This window comes from Sphingomonas bacterium, assembly GCF_028292945.1.
Lineage (GTDB): Bacteria > Pseudomonadota > Alphaproteobacteria > Sphingomonadales > Sphingomonadaceae > Sphingomonas.
On record NZ_JAQGLJ010000051.1, the window covers coordinates 1 to 12,536 of the forward strand.

Annotated in this window: 14 protein-coding genes, 1 tRNA gene and 1 pseudogene; 8 read left to right on the top strand and 8 right to left on the bottom strand. The window is 67.5% G+C overall.

Going from position 1 to position 12,536, the window contains the following annotated elements:
* Positions 1–152, top strand: a pseudogene (locus JWN21_RS06670) (urea carboxylase-associated protein); the annotation flags it as partial.
* Here the strand turns inward: JWN21_RS06670 and JWN21_RS06675 are convergent.
* The 5 genes from JWN21_RS06675 to JWN21_RS06695 all read right to left on the bottom strand — a co-directional run bounded on the left by JWN21_RS06675 (position 153) and on the right by JWN21_RS06695 (position 6,309).
* A complete protein-coding gene (locus JWN21_RS06675; RefSeq protein ID WP_299647502.1) occupies positions 153–1,046 on the bottom strand; it encodes an enoyl-CoA hydratase-related protein in 894 nt (297 codons plus the stop codon). It abuts the pseudogene before it with no gap.
* Positions 1,047–1,182: 136 nt separating this feature from the next.
* Positions 1,183–3,066 (bottom strand): acetyl/propionyl/methylcrotonyl-CoA carboxylase subunit alpha, encoded by a 1,884-nt coding sequence (locus tag JWN21_RS06680; RefSeq protein WP_299647504.1) that lies wholly within the window; start codon positions 3,064–3,066, stop codon positions 1,183–1,185.
* Positions 3,063–3,530 carry a hypothetical protein gene (locus tag JWN21_RS06685; protein ID WP_299647506.1) on the bottom strand — a complete coding sequence of 156 codons (468 nt, stop codon included), beginning with the start codon at positions 3,528–3,530 and terminating at the stop codon, positions 3,063–3,065. The genes JWN21_RS06680 and JWN21_RS06685 overlap by 4 nt, the downstream gene beginning before the upstream one ends.
* Positions 3,531–3,541: 11 nt before the next feature.
* On the bottom strand, positions 3,542–5,143 hold the full coding sequence (locus JWN21_RS06690; protein ID WP_299647508.1) for a carboxyl transferase domain-containing protein: 1,602 nt from the start codon (positions 5,141–5,143) through the stop codon (positions 3,542–3,544).
* Complete coding sequence (locus JWN21_RS06695; RefSeq protein WP_299647510.1) at positions 5,140–6,309, bottom strand: acyl-CoA dehydrogenase family protein; 1,170 nt, start codon at positions 6,307–6,309, stop codon at positions 5,140–5,142. The genes JWN21_RS06690 and JWN21_RS06695 overlap by 4 nt, the downstream gene beginning before the upstream one ends.
* Before the next feature lie 107 nt (positions 6,310–6,416).
* Here JWN21_RS06695 and JWN21_RS06700 point away from each other — a divergent pair, with 107 nt between their 5' ends.
* Positions 6,417–6,878, top strand: coding sequence for a D-Ala-D-Ala carboxypeptidase family metallohydrolase (locus JWN21_RS06700; protein ID WP_299647512.1), 462 nt, complete (start codon positions 6,417–6,419; stop codon positions 6,876–6,878).
* A 243-nt stretch (positions 6,879–7,121) separates the two neighbouring features.
* Here JWN21_RS06700 and JWN21_RS06705 read toward each other — a convergent pair.
* The 3 genes from JWN21_RS06705 to JWN21_RS06715 form a co-directional block, all read right to left on the bottom strand.
* Positions 7,122–7,206 (bottom strand) — tRNA-Leu (locus tag JWN21_RS06705).
* A gap of 54 nt (positions 7,207–7,260) precedes the next feature.
* Positions 7,261–7,809, bottom strand: a complete 549-nt coding sequence (locus JWN21_RS06710; RefSeq protein WP_299647514.1) for a DUF805 domain-containing protein — start codon at positions 7,807–7,809, stop codon at positions 7,261–7,263.
* 92 nt (positions 7,810–7,901) lie between these two features.
* Positions 7,902–9,410: a YifB family Mg chelatase-like AAA ATPase gene (locus JWN21_RS06715; RefSeq protein WP_299647516.1), complete on the bottom strand. Its 1,509-nt coding sequence runs from the start codon at positions 9,408–9,410 to the stop codon at positions 7,902–7,904.
* 101 nt (positions 9,411–9,511) lie between these two features.
* Between JWN21_RS06715 and JWN21_RS06720 the strand changes: the two genes are divergently transcribed.
* From JWN21_RS06720 to JWN21_RS06745, 6 genes are all read left to right on the top strand, one after another.
* Complete coding sequence (locus JWN21_RS06720; RefSeq protein WP_299647518.1) at positions 9,512–9,784, top strand: hypothetical protein; 273 nt, start codon at positions 9,512–9,514, stop codon at positions 9,782–9,784.
* An 86-nt stretch (positions 9,785–9,870) separates the two neighbouring features.
* Positions 9,871–10,005, top strand: coding sequence for a 50S ribosomal protein L34 (gene rpmH / locus JWN21_RS06725; RefSeq protein WP_017978410.1), 135 nt, complete (start codon positions 9,871–9,873; stop codon positions 10,003–10,005).
* A 56-nt stretch (positions 10,006–10,061) separates the two neighbouring features.
* On the top strand, positions 10,062–10,328 hold the full coding sequence (rnpA, locus tag JWN21_RS06730; protein ID WP_299647520.1) for a ribonuclease P protein component: 267 nt from the start codon (positions 10,062–10,064) through the stop codon (positions 10,326–10,328).
* A 2-nt stretch (positions 10,329–10,330) separates the two neighbouring features.
* Complete coding sequence (yidD, locus tag JWN21_RS06735; RefSeq protein WP_299647522.1) at positions 10,331–10,543, top strand: membrane protein insertion efficiency factor YidD; 213 nt, start codon at positions 10,331–10,333, stop codon at positions 10,541–10,543.
* A 16-nt stretch (positions 10,544–10,559) separates the two neighbouring features.
* On the top strand, positions 10,560–12,251 hold the full coding sequence (yidC, locus tag JWN21_RS06740; protein WP_299647524.1) for a membrane protein insertase YidC: 1,692 nt from the start codon (positions 10,560–10,562) through the stop codon (positions 12,249–12,251).
* Positions 12,248–12,536 (top strand): GTPase (locus JWN21_RS06745; protein WP_299647526.1); only part of this gene is annotated, 289 nt, incomplete at its 3' end. The genes yidC and JWN21_RS06745, both read left to right, overlap by 4 nt.

Consider the following 12,536-nt stretch of genomic DNA (forward strand, 5'->3'; position numbering starts at 1 on the left):
TCACCGTCGAGCCGCCGCTGTCGAAGGCGGGCGACCACATCGTCTTCCGCGCCGAGATGGACCTGGTGATCGGGCTCACCGCCTGCTCCGCGCTGGCGTCCAACGGCGGCAGCTTCAAGCCGATCGCGTATCGGGTGGAGCCGGCGGCCTGATCACCACTCCGGGTCGGCCAACCACGGCGCAACCTTTGGCCAGGCTTCGCTCACCCGGTCGGGATAGATTGCCGCGCGCTTGTCGATGAACGCCTGCACGCCCTCGCGCGCGTCGTCGCTGCTGCCGCGTGCCCAGACCATGCGGCTGTCGAGCCGGTGTGCGTCCATCGGATGCCCCGCGCCCATCATCCGCCACATCATCTGCCGGGTCAGCGCGACCGACACCGCCGACGAGTTCGCGGTCAGCTCCAGCGCCAGCGCGCGCGCGGCGGGGAGCAGATCACTCGCCGGATGGACCGAGCGGACCAGCCCCGCCGCCCGCGCCTCCTCCGCCGGCACCAGGCGGCCGGAATAGCACCAGTCGAGCGCGGTCGAGATGCCGACGAGGCGCGGCAGGAACCAGCTCGACGCCGCCTCCGGCACGATCCCGCGCCGCGCGAACACGAAGCCGAACCGCGCGGTATCCGCGGCAAGGCGGAAATCCATCGGCAGGGTCATCGTCGTGCCGATCCCGGCGGCGGCGCCGTTGATCGCGCCGATCACCGGCTTCTTGCACGCGAAGATGCGCAGGCTCAGCAGCCCGCCGCCATCGCGGATGCCGGGGTGGTCGTAGTCCACTGTGCCATCCGCGCGGACTGGGTTGTCGGGCGTCCAGCCCTCCCCTTGCGCATAGTCGAACGTCTTGGCCCCGCCCGACAGGTCCGCCCCCGCGCAGAACGCGCGTTCGCCCGCGCCGGTGACGATCACGGCGCGGACATCGTCATCGGCGTCGGCGCAGTCGAAGGCAGCGATCAGCTCGGCAAGCATCGTTTGCGTGAACGCGTTCATCGGCGGGTGATCGAGGGTGATCGTCAGGATGCCGTCGAGGAGGTCGGTTCGGGTCTGCGCGGTCACGCGGGTCGCCTCAGCCCGTCATGCTGAACTCGTTTCAGCATCCATGCGAGACGTCTGCCCCAAGCGTAGGGCTCGTTGCCCGCGTCGCGCATGGACCCTGAAACAAGTTCAGGGTGACGGAGGACATGAGGCACCCTCACTCCGCCTTCTCCACCCGCGCCAGCACCGCGCCCTCGCTCACCTGCCCGCCAACCTCGGCGTTCAGCTCCGCCACCGTCCCGTCGAACGGCGCGACCAGACTATGCTCCATCTTCATCGCCTCGAGCGTGACGAGCTTCTGCCCCTTGGCCACCCGATCGCCGGCTGCGACCTCCACCGCGATGACACGGCCGGGCATGGGGGAGAGGATCGCGCCGTCAGCGGCCGCGCCGGCAGTCGCGCCTCCCACTCGCCACGGAGCAACTGCGTATGTTTGCCCTCGATCATTGACGATAGCCAGACTGGGAAGCTCGTCGATGCGCAACTCATAGGGCCGCATGTTCTCGATTGAGGCGACGACCGGACGTCCATCCACCAGCAATAGAGCCTCTGTGGCTGACTGCCGGTTCGCTCGAAAACCAGGTAGGCCGCCGTTCCAAGGATCTGGTTCATAGTCACCATCAAGATAACGGAGAACAGCCAGCCCATCCTCAAGCGCTGTCTCGGAGGGAACGTCCGGCGCTATCAAATCGTCGAGATTGCTCCCGATAAACCCAGTATCTACATCGCCTGATCTGAAGGATGGATTAGAAGCGGCGCGGAAAAGGAAGCCGGAGTTGGTGCGGACGGGCCAGACGTTGATGTTCGCGAGCTTTGCTAGAAGATCATCTATCGCCGCTTCGCGACTGCGAGCGTGCGTGACAAGCTTTGCGATCATCGGGTCATAGAAAGTCGAGACTTCGTCACCCTGCTCGACGCCGGTCTCGACTCGACCTGAACCCGCGTGCAACGTCAGCCAATCCAGCCGTCCGATACTTGGCAAGAACCCCTTTGCCGGGTCCTCCGCATACAGGCGAGCCTCCATCGCCCAGCCGTCGATGCTCAGCTCATCCTGCCGCTTGGGCAGCGGTTCGCCGCTGGCGACGCGGAGCTGCCACTCCACCAGGTCTTGCCCCGTGATCTCCTCCGTCACCGGATGCTCGACCTGCAGCCGCGTGTTCATCTCCATGAACCAGATCCGGTCGGCGCGCAGGCCGTCGCTGGCGTCGGCGATGAACTCGATCGTGCCCGCGCCCTCGTAATCCACCGCCTGCGCCGCGCGCACGGCGGCACCGCACACCGCCTCGCGCGTCGCCGCGTCCATGCCGGGCGCGGGCGCTTCCTCGATCACCTTCTGGTGGCGGCGCTGGAGCGAGCAGTCGCGTTCGAAGAGGTGGACGACGTTGCCGTGGCTGTCGCCGAACACCTGCACCTCGATATGGCGCGGCGAGAGGATGTACTTCTCCAGCAGCACTTGGGTGTTGCCGAAGCTCGACGCCGCCTCGCGCTGGCAGCTGAGAAGCATGTCGGCGAACTCGCCCGCATTCTCAACGCGGCGCATGCCCTTGCCGCCACCGCCCGCCACCGCCTTGATCAGCACGGGATAGCCGATCGCGTCGGCTTCGCGCGCCAACCGCTCGGGCGACTGGTCCTCGCCAAGATAGCCCGGCGTCACCGGCACGCCCGCCGCGATCATCCGCGCCTTGGCCGCGTCCTTCAGTCCCATGGCGCGGATGCTGGCCGGCTTTGGCCCTACCCAGATCAGCCCGGCGTCCAGCACGGCCTGCGCGAAGTCGGCGTTTTCCGAGAGAAACCCGTAGCCTGGGTGGATCGCCTCCGCCCCGGTCTGAAGTGCGGCCGCGATGATCCGCTCGCCGACCAGATAGCTCTCGCGCGCCGGCGACGGCCCGATATGCACCGCCTCGTCCGCCTGCCGGACATGCAGCGCCTTCGCGTCCGCATCCGAATACACCGCGACCGTACGGATCCCCATCCGCCGCGCGGTGCGGATCACGCGACACGCGATCTCGCCGCGGTTCGCGATCAGCAGCGAGCCGATCACCGTGCGTCGCACCCCGTGCTACGCTGCGACCAGGTGACGTTGAGCACCTTCCAGCCCGCGCCCTCGCGGATCAGATCATAGTGGTTGGTCCCGCAATGCCGCACCGTGCCGTTCACCAGGAAGGTATAGGGCGCCCACACCATCGCGATATCGCCATCGACCTCGACCGCGGGAAAGCCCTGCCGCTCCTCCATCCGCTCCGCGCCCGGCTTCACGCCGCCAGCGAACTCGGCCCAACTCATCCGCCTGACGGATCGCGTCCCGTCCGCCCGCTCGACCGCCGCAGTGGCTCCGCCATCGGCGCGGACCTGCCGCAACAGCGCCGCCCCGTCGCGCGCGGCGATCGCGGCGAGCAGCGCGTCGACCGGCGCCATGACGTTGGCGACCTCGGGCTGAGAGTAGGGAACGGGGTTGGCCGGCGGCAGGCGATCCGTCTGAGCGGCGGCGAGCAAGAGACTGAGCATCATCGTTCCCATCACATCCGGAATACGCCGAAACGCGCACTTTCAGGTACTTCGGCGTTCAAGGTCGCAGCAAAGGCGAGCCCCAGCACGTCGCGCGTCTGCGCGGGGTCGATCACGCCATCGTCCCACAACCGCGCGGTCGCATAATAGGGATTGCCCTCGTCCTCGTACTTCTGCCGCACCGGCGCCTTGAACGCCTCCGCCTCCTCGGGCGTCCAGCGATCCGCATCGCGATGCACCGTCGCCAGCACCGACGCGGCCTGCTCGCCGCCCATCACGCTGATGCGGCTGTTGGGCCAGGTGAACAGGAAGCGAGGGCTGTAGGCCCGCCCGCACATCCCGTAATTGCCCGCGCCGAAGCTGCCGCCGATCAGCACGGTGATCTTGGGCACGGACGCGGTGGCAACGGCGGTGACCAGCTTCGCGCCATGTTTGGCAATGCCTTCCGCTTCATACTTGCCACCGACCATGAAGCCGGAGATGTTCTGCAGGAACAGCAAGGGCACGCGGCGTTGGCAGGCAAGCTCGATGAAATGTGCGCCCTTCTGCGCCGACTCGCTGAACAGCACGCCGTTGTTGGCGAGGATCGCGACCGGAATGCCCCAGATATGCGCGAAGCCGCACACCAGCGACGACCCGTACAGCGCCTTGAACTCGTGAAACTCGGATCCATCCACCAGCCGTGCGATCACCTCATGCACGTCGTACGGCGCACGCACATCGGCCGGCACGATCCCGTAAAGCTCGTCCACGTCGAACTTCGCCGGGCGCGGCTCGCGCATGTTCACATCCGGCGGGCGCGGCGGCTGCAGCGTCGAGACGATGTCGCGCACGATCGTCAGCGCATGCTCGTCATTCTCCGCGACGTGATCGACCACACCCGAGCGCCGGCCATGCGTGTCCGCGCCGCCCAGCTCCTCCGCCGAGATAACTTCGCCCGTCGCCGCCTTGACCAGCGGCGGACCGGCAAGAAAAATCGTTCCCTGCCCGCGCACTATCACGGTTTCGTCGGACATGGCGGGAACATAAGCCCCGCCGGCGGTGCAGCTGCCCATGACGCAGGCGATCTGCGGGATGCCCAAGGCGCTCATGTTCGCCTGGTTGAAGAAGATGCGCCCGAAATGGTCGCGGTCGGGGAACACTTCCGCCTGGTGCGGCAGGTTGGCGCCGCCCGAGTCGACGAGGTAAATGCACGGCAGCCGGTTCGCCTCCGCGATCTCCTGCGCGCGCAGATGCTTCTTCACAGTGAGTGGGAAGTATGTCCCGCCCTTCACCGTCGCGTCGTTGCACACGATCATGCACTGGCGGCCCGAAACGCGGCCGATACCGGCGATCAGGCCCGCGCCCGGCACCTCGTCATCGTAGATGCCGTTCGCGGCGAGCTGCCCGATCTCCAGCAGCGGTGAGCCGGGGTCGAGCAGCCGCTCCACCCGCTCGCGAGGCAAGAGCTTGCCACGCGAGGTATGCCGCTCGCGCGACTTCTCGTTGCCGCCCAGCGCCGCCTGCGCGACGTCGGCGCGAAGTTGATCGACCAATGCTCGATTGTGCGCGGCGTTGGCCTTGAAGCCATCGCTCTCGGCGGCAATCTTCGAGTCGAGAACGGGCGCGCTCACTGCGCCACCACGCCCACCGCGCCGATCAGCTCGCGGCCGATCAGCATGCGCCTGATCTCGTTCGTGCCCGCACCGATGTCGAGCAGCTTGGCGTCGCGCAGGAAGCGTTCGACCGGCCAGTCCTTGGTATAACCAGCCCCGCCGAGCGCCTGCACCGCCTCGCCCGCGACCCGAAATGCGTTCTCGCTTGCCAGCAGGATCGCGCCCGCCGCGTCGAACCGCGTCGTCCTGCCGGCGTCGCAACTCTTGGCGACCGCATAGACGTACGCCCGCGCCGAATTCAGCGCGACATACATGTCCGCGACCTTGGCCTGCATCAGCTGGAAAGAGCCGATCGCCTGCCCGAACTGCTTGCGCTCGCGCAGGTACGGCAGCACCACGTCGAGGCACGCCTGCATGATGCCCAGCTGGATCCCGGCCAGCACCGTACGCTCGTAGTCCAGCCCGCTCATCAGCACGCCGACGCCGCCATTCTCCGGCCCCATCACCTGCGCGTCGGACACCTCGCAGTCGGTGAACACCAGCTCGGCGGTCGGCGAGCCGCGCATCCCCATCTTGTCGATCTTCTGCCCGATCGCGAAGCCCGGCATGTCCGCGTCGATCAGGAAGGTCGTGATGCCGCGGCTACCCTCCCCCGTCTTCGCATAGACTACGAGCGTATCGGCGTAAGCGGCGTTGGTGATCCAGAATTTCGTGCCGTTGAGCACATAGCCGCCCTGCACCCGATCCGCCTTCAGCTTCATCGAGACAACGTCGGAGCCCGCCCCGGCTTCCGACATCGCCAGGCTGCCGACATGCTCGCCGCTGATCAGCTTCGGAAGGTATTTTGCCCTCTGCTCCGGCGACGCCCAACGCGCGATCTGATTGACGCACAGGTTGGAATGCGCGCCGTAAGACAGTCCGACGGAAGCGGACGCACGCGACACTTCCTCGCAGGCGATGACATGTTCCAGATAGCCCAGGCCCAGCCCGCCATCCGCCTCCGCCACCGTGATCCCGTGCAGCCCCAGCTCGCCCATCGCGCGCCACAGCTCGTCGCGCGGAAACCAGTCCTCGGCATCGATGCGCGCCGCGATCGGCGCGATCCGATCGGTCGCGAAGCGGCGCGTGGTGTCGCGGATCATGTCCGCATTCTCACCCAGCGCGAAGTCGAAATCGGGGCTCATGGCCTCTCCTGGTTTTCGCGATGCTATAGCGCGGGTGGAGCGGAAGCCAACCGAGCCGCTTGCGGGAGCCGCTTGCGAATGGGAGACCGGCTGACTAGCCCGCCACCATGACCAGATTGTCGCGACATTTCACGCTGGCGGAGATGATCGCGAGCGACGCCGCCCGCGCGCTGGATATCGCCAATCTGCCCACCGCCGCGCACCTCGCCAATCTGCGCACGACGGCGCTCGGCATGGAACAGGTCCGGGCGGTGCTGGGCAACCGCCCGATCACGATCGAGTCGGCGTATCGCGCAAGGCGGGTCAACGAGGCGGTCGGCGGTGTGCCCAACTCCGCGCATGCTCAGGGTCTCGCGGTCGACTTCACGGTGGCGGGGCTGAGCGCGTCGGCGGCGGCACGGATGCTGCAGGCGTCGTGGCTCGTGTTCGATCAGCTGATCCTGGAGGTGAGCCGCGGCGTCTGCCACATCTCCTTCGCGCCCGAGCTCCGCCGCGAGGTGCTGACGCAGGCGGGCGGCGCGGGGACGGTGACAAGCAAGGGATTGCCCAGGGAGACGCGGAAGGCCTGAGCGATCCCGTATCTTCGTCATGCTGAACTCGTTTCAGCATCCATGCGAAGTTGTACACCCTTCCCGGCGGAAGCCGCGGCCCAGTCGGCCGCGCCGGATCAACTACGACACCAGCATGGAAGCGCGCGCAGGAAGGGCGCCGCGGCAAAGCCGCGTCGTGACGTCGAACGGGAGCGCCTCGCTTCCCGCCGGTCCGCGCTTGCGCGAGTCAGCCCGACGTAGCCGGCTGCCGCGCTTGCGCAATGGTGCGGGCGGTGGGAATCGAACCCACACTCCTTGCGGAACCGGATTTTGAGTCCGGCGCGTCTACCAATTCCACCACGCCCGCACGAGCATGCCGCCGCGCCCTAGCCGAGCCAGGCGCGCGTCGGCAAGGCTCGGATCAGATGGCGGTCGGCGCGTTCGCTTCCATGTGCTCACCAGCCTTGGGATCGGCGCCGTAGCGGTTCGGCCCGACCGTGCCCGGCAGGCACATGAACACGAGCAACGCGATCGCGCCGATCAAACCCGCGAGGCTGAGGATGCCGCCCACGGCCGCCAGCGTCGAGCTCTCGCTCGCCACCCCGACGACGACCATGATGTAGCCTAGGATATACGGGGCGGCCATCAGGAACAGCCAGAAGCCGGATCGATTGGTGTCGTGCAGGCGGCGCACCGCGACCGCGATCGATGGCACCAGCAGGCCCAGCCAGACGATCATCATGACGATGCCCAGAATGCCCATCCCCAGCATCGCGCCCAGCATGCCGCTCGCGCCGCCATCGGCCGACGCGCCCGCCATCATGCCGGCACCACCGGCGACTGCCACCGTCAATATGGTCAACACCACCCAGATAAGCATCTGCAGCAGCACGAACATCCAGTATTCCTTGCGCCGCGAACGGCCCGAGAATTCGAAATACCGCTTCAGCGGCAACAGCATCCATTCCATGATAATCCCCCCTTGCATCGGTGCGGTGCCCCCTGCCCGCAGCCGTGGCCCGAATACTCACCAAAGCGCGCGTCGCGTCAAGCGCACCTGCTTCAGGCGCGGGGGCCCTGCCGCCGATAGCTGAGCGCCTCCGCGACGTGCAGCCGGCCAACACCGTCGCTGCCGGCCATGTCGGCAATCGTCCGCGCGACGCGCAGGATGCGGGTATAGCCGCGCGCCGACAGCCGCATCGCCTCCGCCGCCTGCGCGAGCAGCTTGCGCCCCGGCTCGTCGGGTGTCGCGACCCGCTCCAGCAGGTCACCATCGGCCTCGGCGTTGGTGCGGGCCGCCTCGTCCCGGTAACGATCGCGCTGCAGCGCACGCACCTTGGCGACGCGCGCGGCTACCTCGGCCGATCCCTCGGCGGGCGGCGGCAGCACCAGGTCGGCGGCGCTGACCGCCTGCACCTCGACGTGCAGGTCGATCCGGTCGAGCAGCGGCCCACTGACCTTGGTCTGGTAATCTGCCGCACAGCGCGGCGCGCGGGCGCAGGCGAGGCCCGCATCGCCCAGATGCCCGCACCGGCACGGGTTCATTGCGGCGATCAGCTGCACGCGCGCGGGGAAGGTGACGTGCGCATTGGCGCGCGCGACCGACACCGTCCCGGTCTCCAGCGGCTGGCGCAGCGAGTCGAGCACCGCGCGGTTGAACTCGGGCAGCTCGTCGAGGAACAGCACCCCCAGATGCGCGAGGCTGACCTCGCCCGGCTTCACCTTCAGTCCGCCGCCAGTCAGCGCGGCCATCGATGCGGAATGATGCGGCGAGCGGAACGGCCGCGTCCGTGTCAGCCGGCCACCCGTCAGCGTGCCCGCGACCGACTGCACCATCGAAACTTCCAGCGCCTCGGCGGCATCGAGCGGCGGCAGGATACCGGGCAGGCACGCCGCCATCAACGATTTGCCCGCGCCCGGCGGCCCGACCATCAGCAGGTTATGGCCGCCGGACGCCGCGATCTCCAGCGCGCGCTTGGCGGTCTCCTGTCCCTTGACCTGCCGCAGGTCCGGCCCGTGGGTCGCTTCGTCCGCTTCGCCCGGCACGGGCGTGGCGAGCAGTCCCTGTCCCTTCAGGTGATTGAGCAGCGACAACAGATCGGGCGGGGCCACGACCTCCACAGTCCCGGCCCACGCCGCTTCCGCCCCCTGCGCGGCCGGACAGATCAACCCCTTGCCCTGCTCCGACGCATGCAGCGCGGCGAGCAGCACGCCCGGCGACGGCGCAATGCGTGCATCCAGCCCCAGCTCGCCGACGACGATGTAGTCCGCCAGCGCCTCGACATCGACCAGCCCCATCGCGCCGAGCAGCGCCAGCGCGATAGGCAGGTCGAAATGCGAACCCTCCTTGGGCAGGTCCGCCGGCGACAGGTTCACCGCGATCCGCTTGGGCGGCAGCGCCAGTCCCATCGCGGCGATGGCGCCGCGCACGCGCTCGCGGCTCTCGCCCACTGCCTTGTCGCCCAGGCCGACGACGTTGAACGCCGGCAGGCCGGGAATAAGCTGGACCTGCACCTCGACGCCGCGTGCCTCCAGCCCGAGATACGCCACCGTGGACACGATCGTCGCCATGCAGTCCCCCTTGCCCGCCTTGTCTTACCGGCTTTTCGGTTCGGCGAAACGGGCAAGCCGGCGACTTGCGCCGGTAACACACCACGCCCAAATGGCGATTGATGCCTCGCCTGCCCGCTTCACGACCATTGCAGCTGGCGCTGGCGGTCCTGCTGATCATCCTGGCGCCGATCGTCGGCCTGTTGCCGGGTCCGGGCGGCGTCTTCGTCTTCGCCGGCGGATTGATCCTGCTGCTTCGCAATTCGCGCTGGGCACGACGGAATTTCGCCAAAGGCAAGCGACGCTGGCCCAAGGCTGGCGCGCTGGTCGACCGGGTGCTGCGGCGCGGCAGCGCACAACGCCGGCGCGCGGTCGAACAGGACCGCTTGCGTTGACTTGGCGCTCCCCGTTCAATATGCGTTTCGATCAACAGGCCGTCTTCGGGGCGGCCTTTCTCTATTTCTGACTATTGGAATGACCGATGAAGCGGACCTTTCAGCCGAGCAACCTGGTGCGGGCGCGCCGTCACGGCTTCCGCTCGCGGATGGCGACGGTCGGCGGCCGGGCGGTGATCCGGGCACGCCGGGCGCGGGGCCGCAAGAAGCTGTCGGCCTAAGCGTTCTTTCGCTGCGTCGCGATTTCCTCGCGGCGAACAGCGGCAAGCGCGCACCGATGCCTGGCTTCGTGCTCCTGGTGCGGAATCGGCAGGACGGCTCGCCTGCTATGCGGGTCGGCTACACCGTCACCAAGAAGATCGGCAACGCGGTCGTCCGCAACCGCATGAAGCGCCGTCTTCGCGCACTTGCCGCCGAACTGCTCCCCTTGAGTGGCGTACGCGGTGCGGATCACGTCCTGATCGGGCGCGCCGGCGGGGTGGAACGCAACTTCGCGCAACTTCGCACCGAATTGGGCAAGGCGCTGGCGAAGGTGGCCCGTTAGTCGTGGTGACCCGCCTTCTAATCCTGCTCGTTCGCGGTTGGCAGGTCGGCCCGTCGGCCATCCTGCCGCCGACCTGCCGTTTCCAGCCCAGCTGTTCCGCCTATGCAATCACCTCGCTTCGCCGCTATGGGGCGGTCAAGGGTGGGTGGCTGGCGTTGAAGCGGGTCGCGCGCTGCCATCCCTGGGGTTCGTTCGGCCCCGATCCCGTACCCTAACTTGGGCATGCCATAAGTGACCGAAGACCGTCGCAACTTCATCCTGTTCGCGGTCCTCGCGGCGCTCATCCTGCTCGGCTGGCAGGTCGTGGTCGACAAGGTCCTGCCGCCGGCCGCTCCGCCCGCGACAGTGATCGTCGACGCCAAGTCAAAGCCGGTGGCGAACCCGTCCGCCGACCCGACCGCCGACAGCCCCGCCGCGACGCGCTCGCGTGCCGCCGTGCTGGCCGAGACGCCGCGGATCCGCATCGACACGCCCGCACTCGCCGGATCGATCAACCTCAAGGGCGCGCGGCTCGACGATCTGGTGCTCAAACGCCACAAGGAGTCGCTCAAGGCGGACTCGCCGCCTATCCGGCTGCTCTCACCTGCCGGTGCGCCGGGCGCGTATTTCGCCCAGCTCGGCTGGCGGGGCGGACCGGCACCTGACGCCATATGGCGCGCGAGCGGTACGGTGCTCGCGCCCGGCAAGCCGGTGACGCTCGATGCCGCCAACGCAACCGGCCAGCGCTTCCGGATCGTGCTCGCGGTTGATAACGACTATATGTTCACGATCCGCCAGACGGTGCTGAACGCCAGCACCGGCGCGGTCTCGGTCGCGCCGTTCGGTCTCGTCAACCGGTCGGGGGCTTTTGAGGAACCGGATTACTGGACCATGCACGCGGGGCCGATGTGGGCAGGCGGAGGAAAGGCCAATTACGGCCCCGACTTCGACGACCTCAACGACGGAGCGAGCAATTTCCGCTCGACCGGGGGCTGGCTCGGCTTCACCGACAAGTTCTGGCTCACCGCGCTGGTGCCCGACCAGCGCCAGGCCTTTGACGGGCAGTTCCGCGTCGGTCCAAACAAGGCGTACCAGGCCGACTTCGCCATGCAGGAACGATTGCTCCCGGCCGGCCAGATGCTGACCACCACGTCGCGGCTGTTCGCGGGCGCGAAGGAAGTGGCGGTGCTCGACCGCTATGCCGACGCAGGCGTCGCGCCGCAGCTGGACTATGCGATCGACTGGGGCTGGTTCCGCATCGTCGAGAAGCCGATCTTCTATTATCTCGACTGGCTGTTCCGGCTGGTGGGCAATTTCGGCGTCGCGATCATCCTGCTGACCGTCACCATCCGCCTGCTGATGTATCCGATCGCGAACAAGCAGTTCGCATCGATGGCGGCGATGCGCATCGTCCAGCCCAAGATGAAGGCGATCCAGGACCGACACAAGGACGACAAGGAGAAGATGCAGCGCGAGGTAATGGCGCTTTACAAGACCGAAGGCGTCAACCCGCTCGCCGGCTGCCTGCCCGTCGTGCTGCAGATCCCGATCTTCTACGCGCTGTACAAGGTGCTGATGCTGACCATCGAGATGCGGCACCAGCCATTCATCGCCTGGCTCAAGGATCTGTCCGCGCCCGATCCGCTGACGCCGATCAACCTGTTCGGCATCCTGCCCTTCGATCCGCCGAGCTTTCTGCATCTGGGCGTGCTCGCCATCCTGCTCGGCGTGACGATGTGGCTGCAGTTCAAGCTCAACCCCGCCGCGACCGATCCGACGACGCAGCAGGTCATGATGCTGATGCCGTGGGTGATGATGTTCATCTTCGCGCCCTTGGCCGCGGGCTTGCAGCTCTACTACGTCGCGTCGAACATCATCTCGATCGGTCAGCAGAAGCTGCTCTATATGCGCTATCCGGCGATGAGTTCAGGCACCGCCAAGTGACGGACCTGGTGGAGCCCGCGCGCAAGCTGTTCGCCGGGCCGATCACGTTCCTGAAGTCCGCGCCGGCGCTGATCCACCTGCCCGACCCCGATTACCCCGAAGTCGCGTTCGCCGGCCGCTCGAATGTCGGCAAGTCGTCGCTGCTCAACGCGCTAACTAATCGCAACGGTCTGGCGCGGACGTCGAACACGCCCGGCCGGACACAGGAGCTCAACTTCTTCGATGTTGGCAAGCCGATCGTGTTCCGCCTCGTCGACATGCCCGGCTATGGCTACGCCAAGGCAC

What these genes read in the sequence shown, in the direction of transcription:
- JWN21_RS06685 (WP_299647506.1), bottom strand. Translation starts at nt 3,530, where the DNA reads ATGCTCAGTCTCTTGCTCGCCGCCGCTCAGACGGATCGCCTGCCGCCG.
- JWN21_RS06695 (WP_299647510.1), bottom strand. Translation starts at nt 6,309, where the DNA reads ATGAGCCCCGATTTCGACTTCGCGCTGGGTGAGAATGCGGACATGATC.
- JWN21_RS06700 (WP_299647512.1), top strand. Translation starts at nt 6,417, where the DNA reads ATGACCAGATTGTCGCGACATTTCACGCTGGCGGAGATGATCGCGAGC.
- JWN21_RS06710 (WP_299647514.1), bottom strand. Translation starts at nt 7,809, where the DNA reads ATGGAATGGATGCTGTTGCCGCTGAAGCGGTATTTCGAATTCTCGGGC.
- JWN21_RS06715 (WP_299647516.1), bottom strand. Translation starts at nt 9,410, where the DNA reads ATGGCGACGATCGTGTCCACGGTGGCGTATCTCGGGCTGGAGGCACGC.
- JWN21_RS06720 (WP_299647518.1), top strand. Translation starts at nt 9,512, where the DNA reads ATGCCTCGCCTGCCCGCTTCACGACCATTGCAGCTGGCGCTGGCGGTC.
- rpmH (WP_017978410.1), top strand. Translation starts at nt 9,871, where the DNA reads ATGAAGCGGACCTTTCAGCCGAGCAACCTGGTGCGGGCGCGCCGTCAC.
- rnpA (WP_299647520.1), top strand. Translation starts at nt 10,062, where the DNA reads ATGCCTGGCTTCGTGCTCCTGGTGCGGAATCGGCAGGACGGCTCGCCT.